General features: G+C 67.4%; 20 protein-coding genes. 3 read left to right on the forward strand and 17 right to left on the reverse strand.

All coding sequences use genetic code 11. The annotated features are described in order from the left end of the window. Positions 1 to 10 precede the first annotated feature (10 nt). Positions 11 to 2,872 carry a preprotein translocase subunit SecA gene (gene secA / locus VZC37_RS11570; RefSeq protein WP_330432651.1) on the reverse strand — a complete coding sequence of 954 codons (2,862 nt, stop codon included), beginning with the start codon at positions 2,870 to 2,872 and terminating at the stop codon, positions 11 to 13. Positions 2,873 to 2,983: 111 nt separating this feature from the next. Further along, a complete protein-coding gene (gene hpf, locus VZC37_RS11575; RefSeq protein ID WP_330432652.1) occupies positions 2,984 to 3,787 on the reverse strand; it encodes a ribosome hibernation-promoting factor, HPF/YfiA family in 804 nt (267 codons plus the stop codon). Between the two features lie 526 nt (positions 3,788 to 4,313). Here hpf and VZC37_RS11580 point away from each other — a divergent pair. Further along, on the forward strand, positions 4,314 to 4,952 hold the full coding sequence (locus VZC37_RS11580) for a ComF family protein (RefSeq protein ID WP_330433129.1): 639 nt from the start codon (positions 4,314 to 4,316) through the stop codon (positions 4,950 to 4,952). Between the two features lie 18 nt (positions 4,953 to 4,970). Here the strand turns inward: VZC37_RS11580 and lpqB are convergent, their stop codons facing one another. From lpqB to mtrA, 3 genes are read right to left on the reverse strand one after another with little or no spacing between them, the layout of a single operon-like run. Then, positions 4,971 to 6,716 carry an MtrAB system accessory lipoprotein LpqB gene (gene lpqB, locus VZC37_RS11585; protein WP_330432653.1) on the reverse strand — a complete coding sequence of 582 codons (1,746 nt, stop codon included), beginning with the start codon at positions 6,714 to 6,716 and terminating at the stop codon, positions 4,971 to 4,973. Positions 6,717 to 6,753: 37 nt separating this feature from the next. Beyond that, complete coding sequence (gene mtrB / locus VZC37_RS11590; RefSeq protein WP_330432654.1) at positions 6,754 to 8,493, reverse strand: MtrAB system histidine kinase MtrB; 1,740 nt, start codon at positions 8,491 to 8,493, stop codon at positions 6,754 to 6,756. Further along, positions 8,490 to 9,167 (reverse strand): MtrAB system response regulator MtrA, encoded by a 678-nt coding sequence (mtrA, locus tag VZC37_RS11595; RefSeq protein WP_004023513.1) that lies wholly within the window; start codon positions 9,165 to 9,167, stop codon positions 8,490 to 8,492. Before mtrA ends, mtrB begins: the two co-directional genes overlap by 4 nt. Before the next feature lie 118 nt (positions 9,168 to 9,285). On the opposite strand from mtrA, the gene VZC37_RS11600 reads away from it, so the two are divergent. Both VZC37_RS11600 and VZC37_RS11605 read left to right on the forward strand, forming a co-directional pair. Next, the gene (locus VZC37_RS11600; protein ID WP_330432655.1) at positions 9,286 to 9,921 is read left to right on the forward strand and encodes a dTMP kinase; all 636 of its coding nucleotides are present in this window, start codon (positions 9,286 to 9,288) and stop codon (positions 9,919 to 9,921) included. A 68-nt stretch (positions 9,922 to 9,989) separates the two neighbouring features. Then, entirely contained in the window at positions 9,990 to 10,697 is a 708-nt protein-coding gene (locus VZC37_RS11605; protein ID WP_330432656.1) for an Rv0361 family membrane protein, read from the forward strand. A 174-nt stretch (positions 10,698 to 10,871) separates the two neighbouring features. On the opposite strand, the gene ahcY is transcribed toward VZC37_RS11605, so the two are convergent. From ahcY to VZC37_RS11665, 12 genes are all read right to left on the reverse strand, one after another. Continuing rightward, positions 10,872 to 12,344, reverse strand: coding sequence for an adenosylhomocysteinase (gene ahcY / locus VZC37_RS11610; protein ID WP_330432657.1), 1,473 nt, complete (start codon positions 12,342 to 12,344; stop codon positions 10,872 to 10,874). 58 nt (positions 12,345 to 12,402) lie between these two features. Next, complete coding sequence (locus VZC37_RS11615) at positions 12,403 to 12,585, reverse strand: methionine/alanine import family NSS transporter small subunit (protein ID WP_330432658.1); 183 nt, start codon at positions 12,583 to 12,585, stop codon at positions 12,403 to 12,405. Next, positions 12,582 to 14,141: a sodium-dependent transporter gene (locus VZC37_RS11620; RefSeq protein WP_330432659.1), complete on the reverse strand. Its 1,560-nt coding sequence runs from the start codon at positions 14,139 to 14,141 to the stop codon at positions 12,582 to 12,584. Before VZC37_RS11620 ends, VZC37_RS11615 begins: the two co-directional genes overlap by 4 nt. A 192-nt stretch (positions 14,142 to 14,333) precedes the next feature. Continuing rightward, positions 14,334 to 14,633: a WXG100 family type VII secretion target gene (locus VZC37_RS11625; RefSeq protein ID WP_330432660.1), complete on the reverse strand. Its 300-nt coding sequence runs from the start codon at positions 14,631 to 14,633 to the stop codon at positions 14,334 to 14,336. Positions 14,634 to 14,685: 52 nt separating this feature from the next. Then, positions 14,686 to 15,009 carry a WXG100 family type VII secretion target gene (locus VZC37_RS11630; protein ID WP_330432661.1) on the reverse strand — a complete coding sequence of 108 codons (324 nt, stop codon included), beginning with the start codon at positions 15,007 to 15,009 and terminating at the stop codon, positions 14,686 to 14,688. Positions 15,010 to 15,132: 123 nt separating this feature from the next. Next, positions 15,133 to 15,963 (reverse strand): ESX secretion-associated protein EspG, encoded by an 831-nt coding sequence (locus VZC37_RS11635; RefSeq protein WP_330432662.1) that lies wholly within the window; start codon positions 15,961 to 15,963, stop codon positions 15,133 to 15,135. 1 nt (position 15,964) lies between these two features. After that, positions 15,965 to 17,020, reverse strand: coding sequence for a PPE domain-containing protein (locus VZC37_RS11640; RefSeq protein WP_330432663.1), 1,056 nt, complete (start codon positions 17,018 to 17,020; stop codon positions 15,965 to 15,967). A 59-nt stretch (positions 17,021 to 17,079) separates the two neighbouring features. Next, a complete protein-coding gene (locus VZC37_RS11645; protein WP_330432664.1) occupies positions 17,080 to 17,385 on the reverse strand; it encodes a PE family protein in 306 nt (101 codons plus the stop codon). A gap of 62 nt (positions 17,386 to 17,447) precedes the next feature. Continuing rightward, on the reverse strand, positions 17,448 to 18,803 hold the full coding sequence (locus tag VZC37_RS11650; protein WP_330432665.1) for a hypothetical protein: 1,356 nt from the start codon (positions 18,801 to 18,803) through the stop codon (positions 17,448 to 17,450). A 23-nt stretch (positions 18,804 to 18,826) separates the two neighbouring features. Beyond that, a complete protein-coding gene (locus VZC37_RS11655) occupies positions 18,827 to 19,135 on the reverse strand; it encodes a type VII secretion target (RefSeq protein WP_330432666.1) in 309 nt (102 codons plus the stop codon). A 161-nt stretch (positions 19,136 to 19,296) separates the two neighbouring features. Continuing rightward, on the reverse strand, positions 19,297 to 19,623 hold the full coding sequence (locus VZC37_RS11660) for a YbaB/EbfC family nucleoid-associated protein (RefSeq protein ID WP_330432667.1): 327 nt from the start codon (positions 19,621 to 19,623) through the stop codon (positions 19,297 to 19,299). A 10-nt stretch (positions 19,624 to 19,633) separates the two neighbouring features. After that, a complete protein-coding gene (locus tag VZC37_RS11665; RefSeq protein WP_330432668.1) occupies positions 19,634 to 19,945 on the reverse strand; it encodes a hypothetical protein in 312 nt (103 codons plus the stop codon). Between the last annotated feature and the right edge of the window lie 8 nt (positions 19,946 to 19,953).

Below are 19,953 nucleotides of genomic sequence, written 5' to 3' on the forward strand. Positions count from 1 at the left end.
CGACGTCCGATCAGCGGCGCCGCTTCTTCGACTTCGGCGGCTTCTGCCGCGTGCCGCCCTTGGCGCTCTGTCGTGCCGCGGCCCGGCGTTCGCGCCGCGTCGCCGACACCAGCGCAGGATCGTCGAGTTCCTCTTCCTCCGAATGGATCTCGGTTCCGCCGCCTTCGGACGGCCCGGAGAACGTCATCGGCACATCGGGTTGCTCGACACCGACCGCGCGCAGCGCCGGCGGCGCCTGCTGCTCGGGAGCCTCCTGCTCGGGAGTCTGCCCATCCTGGTTGGCGTTGCCGTTCGCGGCGAAGTCGGCGACCTCGGGAGACGAGAGGGTCGCCTGCGCCCCGGGCGCCGGGACCGGTGCGGGGGCCTGCTCGGTCTGGACCTGAACGTTGTAGAGCAGGCCGAGCGACTCCTCCTTGAGGGCGTCGAGCATGCCGTTGAACATGTCGAAGCCCTCGCGCTGGTACTCCACGACCGGATCGCGCTGCGCCATCGACCGCAGGTGGATGCCCTCGCGCAGATAGTCCATCTCGTAGAGGTGGTCCTGCCACTTGCGATCCAGCACGGTCAGCAGGATGGTGCGCTCGAGCTGGCGCATCGCGCCCTCACCCGCGATCGCCTCGATGTCCTTCTCGCGCGCCTCATACGCGCTGCGCGCGTCGCCCACGAGGATCTCGCGCAGGTCCTCGGCACTGATGTCGTCGCGCTCGCCGTATTCGTTCTCGCCGACGACCTCTTTCGGATCCAGGTCGATCGGGTACAGCGTCCGCACCGCCGACCACAGCTCGTCGAGATCCCAGTCCTCGGCGTATCCCTCGGCGGTGGCGCCCTCGACGTAGGCACCGACGACATCGTCGATCATGGTCTGCACCTGTTCGCCGGGGTCCTCGCCCTCGAGGATGCGGCGGCGCTCGCTGTAGATGACCTTGCGCTGCTCGTTCATGACCTCGTCGTACTTGAGGACGTTCTTGCGGACCTCGAAGTTCTGCTGCTCGACCTGGGTCTGGGCGCTGCGGATGGCCTTGGTGACCATCTTGGCCTCGATCGGCACATCGTCGGGCAGGTTGACGCGGTTCATGATCGACTCGAGCGCTGCACCGTTGAAGCGGCGCATGAGCTCGTCGCCGAGCGACAGGTAGAAGCGCGACTCGCCGGGATCGCCCTGACGTCCGGAGCGACCGCGCAGCTGGTTGTCGATGCGGCGCGACTCGTGGCGCTCGGTGCCCAGAACGTAGAGACCGCCGGCCTCCTTGACCGCTTCGGCCTCCTCGGCAGCCGCTGCGCGGGCGACCTCGATCGCCTCGGGCCACGCGGCCTCGTACTCGTCGGGGGTGTTGACCGGGTCGAGTCCGGCCTTGCGCAGCCGGGTGTCGGCGATGATGTCCGGGTTGCCGCCGAGCACGACGTCGGTACCACGACCGGCCATGTTGGTGGCCACCGTGACGGCGCCGGTGCGGCCCGCCTCGGCGATGATCTGGGCTTCCTGCTCGTGGAACTTCGCGTTGAGCACACTGTGCGGAACGTTCCGCTTGGCCAACTGCCGCGACAGGTACTCCGAGCGCTCCACGCTGGTGGTGCCGATCAGCACCGGCTGCCCCTTCTCGTGGCGTTCGGTGATGTCGTCGACGACCGCGTCGAACTTCGCCTCTTCGGTCTTGTAGATGAGGTCGACCTGGTCCTTGCGGACCATCGGCTTGTTCGTCGGGATGGGCAGCACACCGAGCTTGTAGATCTGGTCGAACTCGGCGGCCTCGGTTTCCGCGGTGCCGGTCATCCCGGCCAGTTTGTCGTAGAGACGGAAGTAGTTCTGCAGGGTGATCGTGGCGAGCGTCTGGTTCTCGGCCTTGATCTCCACCCGCTCCTTGGCCTCGATGGCCTGGTGCAGACCTTCGTTGAAGCGTCGGCCGTCGAGCACACGGCCGGTAAATTCGTCGACGATCACGACGTCACCGTTGCGGACGATGTAGTCCTTGTCGCGGTGGAAGAGTTCTTTGACCTTGATGGCGTTGTTCAGGTAGCTGACCAGCGGCGAGTTCGCGGCCTCGTACAGGTTGTCGATACCGAGTTGGTCCTCGACGAACTCGACCCCCGCCTCGTGGACGCCGACGGTCTTCTTCTTGATGTCGACCTCGTAGTGCACGTCCTTCTCGAGCAGCGGTGCGATCCGGGCGAACTCCGTGTACCACTTGCTCGACCCCTCGGCCGGGCCCGAGATGATCAGCGGCGTGCGGGCCTCGTCGATCAGGATCGAGTCGACCTCGTCGACGATGGCGTAGTTGTGACCGCGCTGGACCAGGTCCGGCAGCGAGTGCGCCATGTTGTCACGCAGATAGTCGAAGCCGAACTCGTTGTTGGTGCCGTAGGTGATGTCGGCGGCGTACGCCTCGCGTCGCTGGGCGGAGCTCATCCCGGTCAGGATGACCGCGGTGTCGAGACCCAGGAACCGGTGCACGCGGCCCATCCACTCGGCGTCGCGCTTGGCGAGGTAGTCGTTGACGGTGACCACGTGCACGCCGTCGCCGGCCAGCGCGTTGAGGTAGGCGGGCAGCACGCAGGTGAGGGTCTTGCCCTCACCGGTCTTCATCTCGGCGATGTTGCCGTAGTGCAGGGCCGCGCCGCCCATGATCTGGACGTGGAAGTGCTTCTGCTCCAGCACACGCCACGCGGCCTCACGGGCAACGGCGAACGCCTCGGGGAGGAGTTCGTCGAGCGACGCACCGTCTTCGATGCGCTCCTTGAACTCGTCGGTCTTGGACCGCAGTTCCTCGTCCGTCAGCGCCTCGACCTCGTCGGAGAGTGCCTCGACGTGCGACGCGATCGCATCGAGTCGTTTGACCATCCGGCCTTCACCGACGCGCAGCAGCTTGTTCAGCACCGTGGATCGAGTCCCTCACTCATGTCGACAACACACACGAAATCCGGCCTGCAGCACAGTACAGACCGGATTCCATGGTACTCAGGCCGCCTTAGTGCAACCTGATCGGTGTCACGCGAGCCTGATCAACCCGTAGTCGAAGGCGTGACGCCGGTAGACGACCGACGGTTTGTCGCTCTCCTTGTCATGGAACAGGAAGAAGTCGTGACCGACCAGTTCCATCTCGTACAGGGCGTCATCCACCGACATCGGCACGGCCTCGTGCTCCTTGACGCGCACGACCTGCCCGGGTTCGTGCAGTTCGACGCCGTCGTCCCAGGTCTGATCGGGCCCGTCGCCCTCCGAGTCGGGCTGCGCGGTGAGCTGGCCGTCTCGCAGCGGCGGGGCCCCGATCTCGGTGGCCTCGGCAACGGAGATCGGTCGGCGGTTGCCGTAGGACACCCGTCGCCGGTCCTTGACGCGACGCAGCCGCGATTCCAGCTTGTCCAGCGCGTTCTCCAGCGCGGCATAGAAGTTCTCGCCACATGCCTGGGCGCGGGCCTTCGGGCCCTTCCCGACGGCGGTGATCTCGACCTGTTGACAGACCTTGGATTGCCTGCGGTTGCGTTCGTGGTTCAGTTCGACGTCGAATCGGAAAATGGAAGGGTCGAAACGCTCCAGCCGGGCGAGCTTGTCGCCGACGTAGATGCGGTAGTGATCGGGGATCTCGACGTTGCGTCCACTGATGTCGACCTTGGCATTGGGTTCGGCGGGTTCGTCGGCGGCGACGGTGCCGGCAGGTCGGACGAAGGCGAAGCTGGGATCGAAGGCCTCGTCGGGGGACGAGGAGTTCTTCTTGCTCTCACGAGTCGGTTCGGGGGCACGATCACCGACCTTCGACTCGCGGTGGCCTTTGCGGTGGATGACTGTTGACATATACAACTACCTCCTTGTGATGGTTCCCGGCGCGCGACTCCGGCGCCACGGCGCGACGTGTCCCGATCCATCGGTAGAGGCGGCATGGTGCCGCTGATGGGAGTAGGCCGAAGGTCCGCCGACCCCGCTGCACCTGCTGCGACCTGACTCGTACGAGCGATCGCACCCGGGCGCGGCGACACCAGACCTCTTGTCGCGCTGACACCTTCGTCATCGGTAGGGAATCGAATCCATGCCAGCCGACGGCTGACACTCAGGGGCAGGGGCCTCACCTCCTCGCGAAAAGCGGCGGCTACCTGTTGTGCCTACGACCGTAGCCCGAAGTTCGCCTACTGGCCACGTTTCGGCGCAACCGCGTCGTGTCGCGCTGTGCACATCCGAGCCGGGAATCCACAGATCGCGCGACGACCGGACCGGCCCACCTCGGCGGGGCTCGGCGGCCCGGCATTCTGACGGGGTGCCACGAGCGCGCCGAACCGGGCCGGCCGCCCACGCCGCCGAGATACTCCGTTCGGGGGCAGATCTGATGGTCCCGACACAGTGCGGCGGTTGCGGCGAACCCGGCACCGACTGGTGTGGCGACTGCGCGAGGACACTGACCGACAGTCCGGTGCGGCTCGAACCGCGAGTGGAGATCGGCGTCGCCGCATGGGCGCTGGGGCGCTACCGCGGGACGTACCGGTCGACACTGATCGCCATGAAGGAACACGGCCGCCGTGACCTGATCGGCCCGCTCGGCGGCGCGCTGGCGCGGGGGATCGTGACCCTGTCGCAGTGGGGTGAGATTCCGGACGGCGACACCCTGACCCTGGTTCCCGCACCGACGCGTGCGTCGGCGGCCCGGCGCCGGGGCGGGGACCCGGTCGCAGCGATCGCACGAGCGTCGGCCGACCGGCTCGGTCGGCGCGTGGCCGTCGCCGACGCGCTCGCCACGTCGGCCCGGGCGCGGGATTCTGCCGGTCTCGACGCCCGCGCCCGCGTGGCCAATCTCTCCGATGCCGTCTACGTGCGTCGCCGATTCGTGCCCTCTTCCCGCATCGTCGCCGGACCGGTGTTGCTCGTCGACGACATCCTGACCACGGGCGCGACCGCGGCCCAGTCGTGCCGGGTGCTGGCCGCGCACGACCTGCATGTGAGCACGGTGGTCGTCATCGCGGGAGCCTGATGTCGGGTGCGCACCGCGTCACGGCAGCACGGGGATGACATCGGGGGCCATCGCCGGCTCGACCTCGGTCCAGTACTGATCGGGCTGACCGTTCGAACTCCCGAGTCGCAGCACTCCGCGGGTGTCTCCGACGTACACCGTCGACTGGTCGGCGACAACCGCTCGCACCGGAGGTGAGAGGTTGCCGGACAGCAGGCCGACGGCGGGGGTGCCGTTGATCGACAGCTGCACGACGGGGGATTCGAGCGCGTCCCGAGCGACCATCACCGTCGTCGGCGACGCCCAGTCCAACGACAGTGCCCGGTTCCCGATGTTGTAGGCCGCGATCCGCGGGCTGGCCAGTGACACAGCACCTTCGGCGTTGGTGGCCACGACCGCGAACACCACCTGCCCGCCGACGATCAGCGCGACGCGGACGCCGTCGGGCGCCACCTGCAGTTCGGTGATCGGCCCGCGGGCCACGGTGGCGATCGCCTCGGCGTCCACCGGCGCGAGGCGCTCGCTGTCGCCGGATTCGTCGCGCACCCATTGCACCGGCTGACCGTCCACGACGGCCCAGACGGTGTTGGCGTCCTGGCCGAACGACGGTCGGGTGATCGACTCGCCGGAGGTAACCACCGAGGGGGTGCCACCGTAGGGCCCGATCCCGAGTTCCAGCCGTGGCCCGCCACCGCTACGGGCACGCACCGAGGCCGTTCGCTGCCCGTCCGCGGAGATCACTGCCGACCGTACCGCCGTGCTGGTGCCCAGCGGACCGTCCACCGGGACCGTTCCCGAATCGGTCACCTTGAGCATCGCACCCAGTCGGATGATGTTGAGGCCGACGTCGGTGGCCGGCACCGCCGTGGGGTCGAACGATTGCACGTCGGCCGTCTGCCAGCCGGGCGCGCGTTCGGGGATGAGCGGCCCGCCGTCGGCGTTGATCACATACGGGCCGCCGATGTCGGCCGCGTCCAACGTCCAGATGATCTGGGCGGCCAGCGCCGTTCGGTCGCGGGTGGAACTGGAGCCGATACCGGTCAACTCCACCCGCACACCGCCGTCGGTCAGCGACGTGACGGGCCCGCGCAGAGCCGCGCCGTTGGGGAAGCCACTGTCCACGGCACCGTTGAGGTCGGATGCGGGCCCCGCGATCAAACGGGTGAGCAGTGCGGTCGGGTCGGAACCCGTGCCCGAGTAGAACCATCGAGGATCCGCGACCAGATTTTCGAGGCTGCGGTCCGTGTAATACAGCGTCGCGGCCCGGTACGCCGCGTCGAACTGGTTGCGATCGATCATCGTGCCGTTCGGCAGCGGCCCGTCGATGCGCCACTGGTCCCCGGCGCGCGTCAGCGACAGACTCGTCTCCACCCGGCCCGTGGCCGGCAGCAGCTCCCCGGCGGTCGTCAACGTCCCGACGTTGTCGCCGATCAGGCGTAGTCGCACGGCGTCTTCGCTGCGCTGGTCGACGAAGATGTTGATCTCGTCGACGATCAGCATGTCCCCGCGGTCGTCCCACTGCTCGGACGCCGCGGTGGTGAGGAACTTTCGCGCGGCCTCATGGCCCGAGTCGGGATCGGCCGTCGCCTGCAGGAACGCCCGGACGAGAGACTCCGGGTCCATGTCCGCCTGCGGTTCGGGGACGTCGTTCGTCGGACCCTGCCGCTCGAACGCGGTGATCGGTTGGGGAGACGAACTCGTCGGGATGGATCCGCAACCACTGAGGACACAGAGCATCGCGAGCAGCATCGCGACGACGATCCCGGTCGCTCCCCCGGGTCGCATCCTCGGTGACCGGGACCCGAGCTGCGGTGTCACGGGCTCAGCCGGAGACACTGCCACCTCCCCCGCTGTTCTCCGGGACATTCGACTGCGCGCCGGCGGATTCGGCGGACTCGTCCGGCCGGGCGTCGGGCCTGGGCGCGATGGCGCGCTGGGGCGTGGACCGAACAGGCCCGCCGACCGCCTTCAACGGCAATGGACTGCCGAGCACCTTGTGACCCCGCAGCAGCGGCAGGGTCAGCCGGAAGCATGCACCCTTTCCGGGTTCGCCCCACGCCTCCAATCGGCCCTGGTGGAGCCGGGCGTCCTCGATGCTGATCGCCAGCCCCAGACCGGTGCCTCCGGAACGGCGGAACCGCGACGGGTCCGAGCGCCAGAAGCGGTTGAAGACGAGCTTCTCCTCCCCGGGACGAAGACCGATTCCGTTGTCGCGGACCGTGATCGCCACCGCATCACCGTCGGACCGCATCGTGAGGACGACCGGCTTGCGCTCGCCGTGGTCGATGGCGTTCGCCAGCAGGTTACGCAGGATGCGCTCCACGCGGCGGGGGTCGATCTCGGCGATCACCGGTTCGGTCGGCAGGTCGAGGACCAACTCGGTACCGGTTTCCTCGGCGAGGTGGCTGACAGTCGCCAGAGCACCGTCGATCGGGATCGCCATGTCCATCCGTTCGGCGGCGAGTTCGGCCATACCCGCGTCGTGGCGGGAGATCTCGAGCAATTCGTTGAGCAGCGTCTCGAACCGGTCGAGCTCCTTGTCGAGCAGTTCCACCGACCGCTTGCGGACCGGGTCGAGTTCGTCGCGGCCCTCGTAGAGCACGTCGCTCGCCATCCGCACCGTGGTCAGCGGCGTCCGCAGCTCGTGACTGACGTCGGAGGTGAACTGCCGCTGCAGGCCGCCGAACTCCTCGAGATGGGTGATCTGCTTGGACAGACTCTCGGCCATGTCGTTGAAGGACATGGCCAGCCTCGCCATGTCGTCCTCGCCCCGCACCGGCATGCGTTCCTTGAGCCTGCCGTCGGCGAACCGGACGGCGATCCGCGAGGCCGAACGCACCGGCAGGACCACCTGCCGGGAGACGAGCCACGCGATCGCGGCGAGCAATCCCAGGAGAACCACGCCGCCGGTCACGAGGGTGCCGCGGACCAGGTCGATGGTGTTCTGCTCGCTGGTCAGCGGGAACACGAGGTAGAGCTCGAGACCCGGGACCGACGCGTTGGTGGGTGTGCCGACGATCAACGCCGGCTCGGAACCGCCGGACGTGTTCGGAATCGACGTGTATTGGTAGGCGACCTGTCCGCCCTCGACCATGTCGCGCAGATTCTCCGGGATCTCCGAGATCGGTCCGACGCCGCTGTCGCCGCCGTCCTCCCCGGTTCCCCGGACCACCAGCACGGTGTCGAAGGTGCCGACCGTGCCCGAACTCTCGCTGGTGTCCACGTCCCGGTCGGTGAGCAGCGAGCGCGTCTGCCGGAGACGGTTCTGCACCGACATGTTGCCGTCACTGCTGGTCAGATCACGTTCGACCGCAACCCTGGCCCGTTCGACCTCCTCGGTCGCCGCGGCGAGCTGCACATCGAGGAGCCGGTCGGTGATCTGACTGATCAGCACGAACACGAGGATCAGGATCACCACAAACGACAGCACCAGCGTCGACACCACGACCCGAAGCTGCAGGGATCGACGCCAGACCTTGCCGAAGGCACGGCCGATACTGCTCGCGACGCGGGTGATGCGTCCGAAGGTGCTGTTGACGCGGCGGCGGGGTCGGCCGATCACGGTGGGCCGGCCTTGTAGCCGACCCCCCTCACCGTCAGCACAACCTCAGGGTTCTCCGGGTCGGTCTCGACCTTGGCTCGCAGACGCTGGACATGCACGTTCACAAGTCTAGTGTCCGCCGGATGGCGGTAACCCCACACCTGTTCGAGCAGCACATCGCGCGTGAAGACCTGCCGCGGTTTCCGCGCGAGCGCCACGAGCAGGTCGAACTCCAGCGGCGTGAGCGAGATCGGCACGCCGTCACGGGTGACCTTGTGGGCAGGGACGTCGATCTCGACGGGCCCGATCGACAGCAGTTCGGCCGGCTCCTCGTCGGTGCGGCGCAGCCGAGCCCGCACACGGGCCACGAGTTCCTTCGGCTTGAACGGCTTGACCATGTAGTCGTCGGCGCCCGACTCCAGCCCCAGGACGACGTCCACGGTGTCCGACTTGGCCGTGAGCATCACGATCGGCACACCCGAGTCGGCCCGCAGCACGCGACACACATCGATGCCGTTCATTCCCGGGAGCATCAGATCGAGCAGCACCAGATCGGGGCGGATCTCCCGAACAGCGGTCAGTGCCTGCGTCCCGTCGCCCACCACGAACGGTTCGAAACCCTCGCCACGCAGCACGATGGTGAGCATCTCGGCGAGTGCGGCGTCGTCGTCGACGACGAGGATGCGAGGCTTCATACTCTCAATGGTGACACTTTCGTGACCCAACTGCGGAGATGACGCGCCGTACCGGGTCGCGCGACCCACCGTGTCGCCTCGCCCGATGAGGGGGCCCGGTGCCGTTACCATCGCGCACGTGGGTCAACTCATTGCCGTCGAGGGACTCGACGGCGCCGGCAAGAACACCCTCGTCACAGGGCTCGTCGACCGATGGCGCCAGGACGGACTGCGGGTGTGGACACTGACCTTTCCGCGGTACGGGGAATCGGTGACCGCCGACCTGGCAGCCGAGGCCCTACACGGACAGCACGGAGACCTCAGCGACAGCGTGTACGCGATGGCCCTGATGTTCGCGCTCGATCGCGCCGGCGCCGCCGCCGAGATCCGCGGTGCCGTCGCCGATCACGACATCGTGGTGCTCGACCGGTATGTCGCCTCCAACGCCGCCTACAACGCCGCACGACTCGGGCAGGGCGCCGACGGCGAGATGGTGTCCTGGGTGCGCGACATCGAGTTCCGACGTTTCGGCCTACCGGTGCCCGACCATCACGTCCTCCTCGGTGTGGCTCCACAGGTTGCCATGGACCGCGCCGCCCACCGCGAGTCGATCGACTCGAGCCGCCGCCGGGACCTCTACGAGCGCAACACCGACCTTCAACTGCGCGTGGATGCCGTGTATCGCGAACTGGCGGAAGCGAATTGGATGTCGCCGTGGCAGTCGACCGCGGACGAGGACGTCGCCGAGCTGGCGGTACGTCTGCTGGACGAATGACCGTCCGTGACCGGCAATCGGCACTTCGATAGCCTGAAAGTTCAAGCCCCCCGACGGAAGGAGGCCGCGTGACCCATCAGCAACCGCCAGGGGGTCAGCCGCCCTTCGGCCCCGGACCCGGTCAGGGCGGGCATCCACCTCTCCATCCCGGCGGGCCCCCGATGCACGGCGGCCCCGCCCACCCCTACCCGCAGAGCCACCCTTACGCGCAGGGTCAGCCTCCGGGTTGGCCACCGCCGGTCGGATACGGACCGCCCTATCCGCCGCCGCGACCACCTCGGCGCACCGGCATGATCGTGGGCACCGTGCTCGGCCTGATCACCATCGTCGCCGTCATCGCCTCGGCGGTGTTCCTCACCGTCGCCGACGACGGCGCAGGGTCGTCGGCGGATTCCGCCGCCCGTGACGAGCTGGTCCGGACACCCGGGCCGCCCGAGGGCGGCGCCACCGCGAGCACCGCCGACGAGAGCGGAATCCGCACGGCGATGCAGGCCTTCGTCGACGCGGTGAACTCCCGCAATGTCACCCGTATCCAGTCATCGGTGTGCAGTGCGATGCGCCCGCAGGTGACCACACCGCTGGACATCACCGGCTACGTCGTCCTGGAGGACCTCACCGAGATCACCGTCACCGGCGACTCGGCGGCGTCGACGGTGACGACCCACCTCGAACTGGGCAACCAGCGCTCGTCACCGAAGCAGAACGAGGAGAGCTTCGCCCGCGAGGACGGCACCTGGTACGTGTGCCCGGGGACTGAGTTGGACATCGGGACGTAGGCTTCTCACGTCGACAGAACCCACTTTCACGTCGACAGAACCCCGAAAAACGCCGAGAGAACCCACGGTCGGTGACCGTGCCGCGACTGTCGATCGCGGTGGGTTCTCTCGGCGTTTTTCGGGGTTCTGTCGACCTCCGTGCTGGGCACGTTGGTGAGGTGACCCGGCGGTTGCTCAGTAGCGGTAGTGCTCGGGCTTGTAGGGGCCCTCGACGTCGACGTTGATGTACTCGGCCTGCTCCTTGGTCAGCTTGGTCATGGTGCCGCCGAGGGCCTCGACGTGGATGCGTGCCACCTTCTCGTCGAGGTGCTTGGGCAGCCGGTAGACCTCGTTGTCGTACTCGTCGTTCTTGGTCCACAGCTCGATCTGCGCGATGACCTGGTTGGAGAAGCTGTTGCTCATCACGAACGACGGGTGACCGGTGGCATTACCGAGATTGAGCAGGCGCCCTTCGGACAGGACGATGATCGACTTACCGCTCTCGAAGATCCACTGATCGACCTGCGGCTTGACGGTGATGCGCTTGGCGCCGGAGTTCTCCAGACCGGCCATGTCGATCTCGTTGTCGAAGTGACCGATGTTGCCGAGGATCGCCTGATTCTTCATCTGCTGCATGTGGGCGAGCGTGATGATGCCCAGGTTGCCGGTCGACGTGATGACGATGTCCGCATTCGCGATGGCATCCTCGACGGTGACCACGTCGTAGCCGTCCATCAGCGCCTGCAAGGCGTTGATCGGGTCGATCTCCGTGACCTGGACTCGGGCACCCTGTCCCGCAAGGGATTCCGCACAGCCCTTGCCGACGTCGCCGTAGCCGCAGATGAGCACCTTCTTGCCGCCGATGAGCACGTCGGTTCCGCGATTGATGCCGTCGATCAGGGAGTGGCGGGTGCCGTACTTGTTGTCGAACTTGCTCTTGGTGACGGAGTCGTTGACGTTGATCGCCGGGAAGCTCAGTTCGCCGGCGGCGGCGAACTGGTACAGCCGCAGGACGCCGGTGGTGGTCTCCTCGGTGACTCCCTGGACGGAATCGGCGATCGTGGTCCATTTGGTCTTGTCGGTCTCGAACCGCGACCGCAGCAGTTCCAGGAAGACCTTGTACTCGGCCGGGTGGTCGTCCTCCGCGGGCGGGACCACCCCTGCCTTCTCGAACTCGGCGCCACGCAGCACCAGCATCGTGGCGTCGCCACCGTCGTCGAGGATCATGTTCGCCGGCTGCTCCGGCCAGGTCAGCATCTGCTCGGCCGCCCACCAGTACTCGGCGAGAGTCTCACCCTTCCAGGCGAAGACGGGCACACCCTTCGGCTCGTCGGGAGTGCCGTGGGGACCCACGACGATGGCCGCCGCGGCATGGTCCTGGGTGGAGAAGATGTTGCACGACGCCCACCGCACCTCGGCACCGAGCGCCACGAGCGTCTCGATCAGCACCGCGGTCTGGACGGTCATGTGCAGCGAACCCGAGATCCGAGCACCCTTGAGGGGCAGCACATCCGCGTACTCGTGTCGCAGTGACATCAGCCCCGGCATCTCGTGCTCGGCCAGTTCGATCTCTTTGCGGCCGAAATCCGCGAGTGACAGGTCGGCCACCTTGAAGTCGATCCCGTTGCGACTGTCTGCCTGAAGTGCGGAGTCCGCCACCGTGGTCATCTCGTCCCCTTCGTCGTCTGCCTTGTCTGAGCCAAGGCTATCCGACCGGAACCAGGGGCTAGGTGTCGCGGGTGGGATGCGGCATCTGGCTGCGAGCTGTGTCGTCGGCGACCAGATCTGGGTCCTCGAACGGGCTGTCCGTCTTCTCGGGCCGCATCCGGAGATACACGATGCTGGCCACGAGCCCACCCCACACGATCACCATGGCGATGATCATCATGACGATGGCGCCTGCACTCATCGAACCGCCTCCTTCTTCGGTTGGTCGTCGAGTGGCGGCCACGGTTGGAACCCAGGATAGTCGCGGCCCTTCCACGACGGGAGGGTGAAGACGACCGCCACGACGATCAGCAGGGCGATCGTTCCCCAGCCGAACACCCCGAGGTACCACGTCGGATAGCCTTCGTAGCCCTCGTCGATGATCGAGATGATCTTCTGCACCAGCATGATCGTGAGGAAGACCGGTCCGACGACGCCGATGAGGGCGATCCACCACTTACCGAGCGGGAACGTCGAGACGGCATTGAGATGTCTGCGGAGGATGTCGGCGTCGCGTGCCAGCCACACGGTGAACACCGTCATGATGATCGCCGACGACACCACGCCGATGTTGTTGGCGAACTGGTCGACCGTGTCGAGTGCGATCAACCCCGAGGTGGTGGAGAACAGGCCGATCGAGATGACGCCGCTGACACCCGCGGTGACGGCCGCGGCGACCACTCGGCTCAGACCGAACTTCTCCTGCAGGGAACTCTGCACACCGACCAACAGCGAGATCAGCGATGTGAACCCGGCGACCACGAGCGAGCCGAAGAACAGCGCACCCCAGAAGCTGGCACCCGGCATCTCCGAGATGACGGCCGGGAACGTCACGAACGACAGGATCGGCCCGGTCAGCCCTTCGAGCTCCGAGATCGCGGCCTGCTGCTGATAGGCGAGGAAGCCCAGCGCACTGAACACACCGATGCCGGCGAGGATCTCGAACGACGAGTTCGCGAATGCCACGACCAGACCGGAACTGGTCATGTTGGCCTTGCGTCGCTGGAACGACGAGTAGGCGATCATGATGCCGAACGCGATCGACAGTGAGAAGAAGATCTGGCTGTACGCCGCGATCCATACGTCGAGGTCCGACAGTGCCGACCAGTCCGGGGTGAACAGTGCGTTGAGGCCGTCGGCGGCGCCGTCGAGGGTGACCGCGCGGATGACGAGACCGGTGAATCCGACGAAGAGCAGCGGGATGAAGACCATGTTGATCTTCTCAACGCCTCGTGCGACGCCCAGGCACAGCACCGCCAGGATGGCCAGCCAGACGATGACCAGCGGGATGGCGACGTTGCCGACGACTGTCGTCGACACCTCGGGATCACCGACCTGCAGATAGTCCTCGAGGAAGAACGTCGTCGTATCCGAACCCCATCGGAGATCGAACGAGTACACGAAATAGCTCAGCGCCCACGCGATGACCGCGGCGTAGTAGACACCGATGACGAACAGCAGGCCGGTCTGGAACCAGCCGATGGCTTCCGCCTTCTGCCGGATACGGCGGAACGCGAGCGGGGCGACGCCCCGGTAACGATGGCCGATCGCGTAGTCCAGGAACAGGATCGGGATGCCGGCGGTCAGCAGTGCGGCGAGATACGGGACGATGAACGCGCCGCCGCCGCTCTCATAGGCGACGCCGGGGAATCTCCAGATGTTGCCGAGGCCGACCGCAGATCCGATGGCGGCCAGGATGAAACCCGAGTTCCTGGTCCATGTCTCACGGGGCGCGCCGGCGGCGTCAGGGTTGGCCACAGTACCTCCTCGACGGTCTCGCCCGACGCTATCGCACCGATGCCGGTTCTGCGCGCAGAACCGCGCCACCTATGTCCCCGGGCGGACGACGAGTCCGCATCTGATGTTGGGCCCGTGACAGTGGCCACCTTCTACCCAGACGACAATGGGGCCACCGAGGAGATCGGTGGCCCCACTGCGGCGCAAGCGGTCTCAGACCATGCCCTGAAAGCCCTTGCCGATCGCGCGGTCGGCGTTCATCATCGTGTCCGACGCGTTCTGAACGCCCCGTCCGAGGCCGCTCAGCTGCTCGCGGGCCTGCATGAACAACGCGTCCCAACGCGCCTGCGCATCGTCGTACTGAGGCTTGGAGCCTGACTGCCAGTTGTCGGCGAGCGCATTCACCTGGGTCTTGAGGCTGGTGGCGAGCTCTTCCAGCCGGCCGAACTGTGCGTGGATGTTGCCTGACAGGTCGCCGAGGCTTGCGGGGTTGTAACCGATCTTGCCGGACATTGCTGTCTCCTTCTGATGGTCGTGGTGGGTGAGTCCGGGGTGTGCGGACGGGTCAGATCTTGACGTGGACCTGGTTCTGGAACGGCTGCGCCGCGCTGCTGTCGATGTCCTCGTACTCGGTGAACCCCGACATCAGGGCGTTCTCGATCTCCTGCAGAACGGCCTGCAGCTTGGTCGCCGACGTGTGCCAATCCGCATTGGTCGTGCCGAATGCCTCGCTGGCCCGACCGAACCAGGTCTCCTGGCCGGCCGCCGTCTGCTTCTGGATGGTTCCCAGAATCGCCTGCATCTCGTTGACGATGCCGCTGATCGATTTGACCGACGCCTGTGCGCCGGCTGTATCGAGATTGAGGCCGCCCCCGGTTGGGTCACTCATGGTGTTCTCCTTCTGTGTTGCGGCACCGCATGGCGATGCCTCGGTGGTATCCGCGGTGTGTGGCCCGCTCGCGATGCTCCCGGCGCCGGCGACACAGATACCCTGTCCTTTCCCCCGCCCGGGTCATGGCATCCACCGTCCTTCGGGCAGGGTCTCGATCAGCAGACCGGTGGCCTGCGTGATCCGATTGACACTGCCCGGGGACAGAGTGGTCCACACCCGCCCGTCCGGAGACTTGCTGGGACTGGCGACGATCCGACCCCTGTCGGTGTCGAAAACCGCCAGTGCACCAGAAGATTGTGTGCTGAAACCGCCCGACCAGGAGACCGCGACGATCTCCGACCGGCTGCGACAATTGGTCAACCCCGACGCGATGGCGGTCGCGTCCGGACCTGGCGCACCGAGGGCACGAAGTGCATCGGCGACATCGCCGGAGCTGGTGCAGTGCGTCAGACGAGTGGCGAGTTCTTCGGTGGGTGCGCTCAGCCCGGTGAACACCGCCGGTTCCAGCGAAGGGAACTCACGGGCGAGGATCGCCCCGATCTCGGCCTCCGAGTTGACGTCCACGACCGCGAGGTCGACCTCGGATCCGTTGCGACGAGCGATCACATGATCGTGTCCCCGGCGCGCGACACACGTCCGACGCGGATCGCCTGCGTTGGGCTCGGTGCCGGTGTCCGCCGAGAACGTACGGATCTCGAGTTGACGTTCGGGAGCCGCCAGGATGTGCAGTGCGGTGGCCAACCACGCCACGGGCTCACCGTCGACGAGCAATCGCCGCTCCCAGATCTGCTGGTCGGCCACGGCACGGCGCTCAGCGAGTTCGTCGCCGTCGACTGCGGTGTGCCACAGGTCGAGTACGACCGGCCAGGTCTGAACCCCCGCCAGTTCGCCGACGCGACAGAGCACGTCGACATCGAGTACCGCTGCCGATTCCGCGGTCAGGCCCCACATGTCAGAGCCCCTTCCGATGATCCAGCACGAGAGTCTCGTGGACGTAACGCGGGTCGAGCGATCGATCCGAGGAATCATCCGAGACATGCTGTACCGCAGGCTTTTCTGCGATCGCGACCTCGGCCCACGTCGAGGGCGGATCGACCGCGGCCTCGGCGGCGCCCAGTTCGTCGGCGGGTTCCGGTGCCGATGGAGCGCGCGTCACCACGCGTTCGGCCGCGGCCGCCCCGTGGGGCGCCACCGGCGGGGCCATCGGTCCGTGGTGGGGTGACTGCGCCGCGTGCGCAGGCGCAGTCGGGCCTGCGGTCGCCGTGCCGGCCGGCGCCCCGCCGGCCAGGGTGGTCGGCACATAGTTCGTCTTCTCCACCGGCGCCACGGCGAAACCTGCCATTGCCGCCATCGGCATCCCGGCCAACGCAGCGGGCGTCGTGGAGGACGACTTCGGCGGGGTGTGCGCGGCTGCGCGCGCGGCTGTCTCGCGTGCTGCGCGCTCTGCGGCGAGTGGTTGTGCCGAAACGAGGTTCGGCGCCGGCGGAGCGCCCTTCCACGGCTTGGCGGCCGTTTCGGAGGCGGACTCGTAGGTCTGCATCACCCGAGCCGCACGCATACGTTGGTCGTGCACCGCCCGTTCCGCCTGCGCGGCAGCTCCCACCAATGCAGGTGCGATCGCGCTGACCGCGGTCGCGGTACGCATGGCCTCCTCGGCGAGGTCGACCTCCACCAGGTTCGGCATCGTCAGCCGCGCCACCGTTACCGCGGCGGCCTGGGCCTCGGCCCGCCCCGCGTTCTGTCCGGCCTCTGCCGCGGCTTCGGCGAACCACGGGGCGAGGCGGCTCAACTTCTCGAAGGACTCAATCGTGTGTCCCGACTCCCAGTGCACCGCCATGGCCGCGAGGATCGTGCCGTATTCGGCGGCGGCAGAGGCCATCTCGGATGCCACCCGCCCCCAGGCCAGCCCGGCCTCCGCGAGCGGGCCGGGTCCGGCGCCGTCGCCGAGATCGGAGGCGAGCTGCTCGGTGGTTCGGGCGTCCCAGATGACGCCGGTGTATCCGGTCACTCACTTCTCCTTTCTCGTCGACAGGTCGGGTCGGGATCGTCGGGTGTCGAGATCTACGGTCAGACGCGGAACTCTGCCGCCGCGTCGTCCTCGCCGCGCGCATAGACCTGCGCCTGCGACCGCAGCAGCGCGGCGATCTTGCGCAATTCCTCGACGCCGCGCGCGGAATCGGTGGAGAAGGCCTCGGCCACTGAATTGAAGCTCGTCGCCGAGGTCTGCGAGACCTCGTCGCGGCCGGCCGCCGGCACTGTCAAGGCCGGGGTGAGCGCACCCAGCGAGTTCTCCAGACGCTCGGCGAGACGGTCGAGTCGGCCTGCCGCCGCGACGAGTTCGGCGGGGTCGACGTTCAACGGTGCTTCGGTCATGACTTCCTCGTTCCGGGATGTGTTCGGACGGTCGATGTTTCGCAGTGACGCTGTGGTGACGGCTACGTGTCGGTGGTCGGGGGCGTTCCGCCCGGCGGCGGGCCGAGTCGGAGCTCGATATCCGGCGACTCCGGGGCCGCCTGCGCCTGATCCTCCTGGCCGATGACAGCGGGGACGACGTCGGGCAACTCCCCCACGACCGCTTGCCCGTTGTCCTCGGTGACGAGGTAATCCGGCACCTGGTGTTCCTCATTGGACGCGCCTGCGCCGCGCGCCGCGCCGGCCCCGGCCATCGGGGCCATCGACGCGGGCATGGCACCCGTGGATGCGACGCCGCCGCGGGCCATCTGCGCCGGACCCGATGCGGCCGGCTCGGTCATGCCCACCGTTGGTGTCATGAAAGGTCGCGGCGCCAGTGGGGAGGCACCGCCGCCGACGCCTCCCACGCCGCCACCGCCACCGGCGCGACTCATTCCGCCTGCGCCGCCGGCACCTCCGCCACCGCCGGGTCCACCCGGCCGGCCCGCGGCCGAACCGGTCGCGGCGCCCGATCCCGGGTACGGATCGGCCCGCGCCGCGGAAAGCATCCCCGACACCGGCGACGCGATCATCGACGGCAACTCGGAGGCCGACGACACCGCCGGCGCGACGCCGTCGAGCACCGCGCTGGCGACCGCGAACGGCGATTGGGCCCCACCGGCCGCGGTCGGCGCACCGGTCACCGCGACCGGGGCACCGTTTGCCGTCATCTTGGCGGTCGGGCCGAGGAGCTGCGCCCGCGTCACCGCGACCTGGGCGGTCGCCTCGGCCAGTCCCTCGGATGCGAATGCGACCGCCAGGCCCTGCCCGGGCGGAGTCATGATGAGCGGGATCGTGCCGGCGATCTTGGTGATGGTGGCAGCGATGATCGCCTGTACCGCAGCCAATCCGGCGCCGACGATGCCGGCGGCGGCCTGGATGTCGATCGACATCCCGGTACCCTGCGTCGAGACGTTCGCCGTGTCCGCGCTCGCCGCTGCCGACTTGCCCACCGCCGCGGTCGACGCGGTCCCGGACCACAGCTTGTCGAGCGCCTTCACCGCGCCGGAGCTCATCGACATGCTCGTCTGCAACACCTGGGACAGACCCTCGAAGATCGCCGACGGATCGAAGTCGGCACCCGAGAGGTTTCCGGTGCCGAAACCGCCCAGGAGATCGGTCAGAGGTTTGACGAGCAGACTCAGATCGATCGGCGGCAAGGGCGGAAGACCCGGCAGCGGCGCCCCCGGCGGCGGTAGAGCAGGCAGCGCCGGTAAGCCGTGGCCGGACAACACATCTGCGACAGAGGTGTCCAGGATGGGTCCGAGCGGAGTGGCCTCGATCATCTCCTGCACCGTCATGTTCATCATGGCGGGAACATCGGGGATCGATACCGGCATCGGGCCGGGTGTCGGAACGCCGGTCACAGGACCGATCGGATCTCGGCGCCGGAGTTCGCGTCCTCGGCCTGGAACTGGGCGAGTCCGGCGAACGTGGATGCCGCGCTGCCCGCATGAACCGCTGCGAGGCTGCCGACCGACATCAGGTGGTTGGCCTGCGCCACGATGAACGACGCGAGGAACTCCTGCCCGATGAGCCCGAATACCGGAACCATCACCGCGGTGTTGGCCGCCGCGTTGATGGACCCGGCAGCGCCGACCGCGGTCGCCATCGCCGCGCTCGTCGCCCCGAAGGCTTCGACCGCCTCTGGCACGACTGTCACATCATTCATCGCTGTCCCTCCCACTCACTGCTGTCGATCCTTCAAGGCTGTCGATCCTTCAAGGCCGTCGATCCACTCAAATGCTCTAGCTCTTGCTGGTGTCCGCCCCTGTCCGATTGTTGGACGCAGCGGGACTCGATTCGGTTCCACCACCGAGGAAACTTCTCGGATCACTCGGTCCGCGGACGCGCGTTGACGAGTTCGGCGAAGGACTCGTTGAACTCCTCGGTGATCGCTGCGCGCTTGGCGAAAGCCCGCTGCGCCGCCAGCGCGGCCGTCGCGACGATCTGCTCACCGAGCCGCGCACCACCGAGCTCATTGGCGCCATGTGCCAGCCACAGACCGGTCAGCGCACCCACCCCGTCGACCTCCACGGTCACCAGGTCGTCCGCCGAGGTCTCCCGCACCGAGATCGCCGCATACTTCTCGTTGAGTTCGTAGAGACTGTTCAGCTGCGCGTTCGCGCGCGCCTCGAGCTCATCCATCGCCCAGCTCATGCCATGCCCCTCAGACCGACCGCAGCCACGACGACGGCGCGTCGAGGTGATGGTCGTCGAGTTGTTCGGCACGGGCGAGATCGTCGGCACGAGGAAGCTTCATCGCGTCCACCACATCGCGTTGCACACCCGAAGCGAGAAGCTGTTCACGCAGCCGAATTCCCGCCACCATCGCCGATTGCCGGCACAGGCGGAGGATCTCGTCGGCGAGCGCCGAAGGTTCCTTGCTCAACGCGGAGTTGTCGATGCGAACCGACACGGGCAGCCCCTGCGGGGTGGTGACCACCGCGAGCGCACCCGAACGCGACCGCGCAGTGGACATAGCGTGCG

The organism is Gordonia sesuvii, assembly GCF_036350415.1.
GTDB classification, from domain to species: Bacteria; Actinomycetota; Actinomycetes; order Mycobacteriales; family Mycobacteriaceae; genus Gordonia; species Gordonia sesuvii.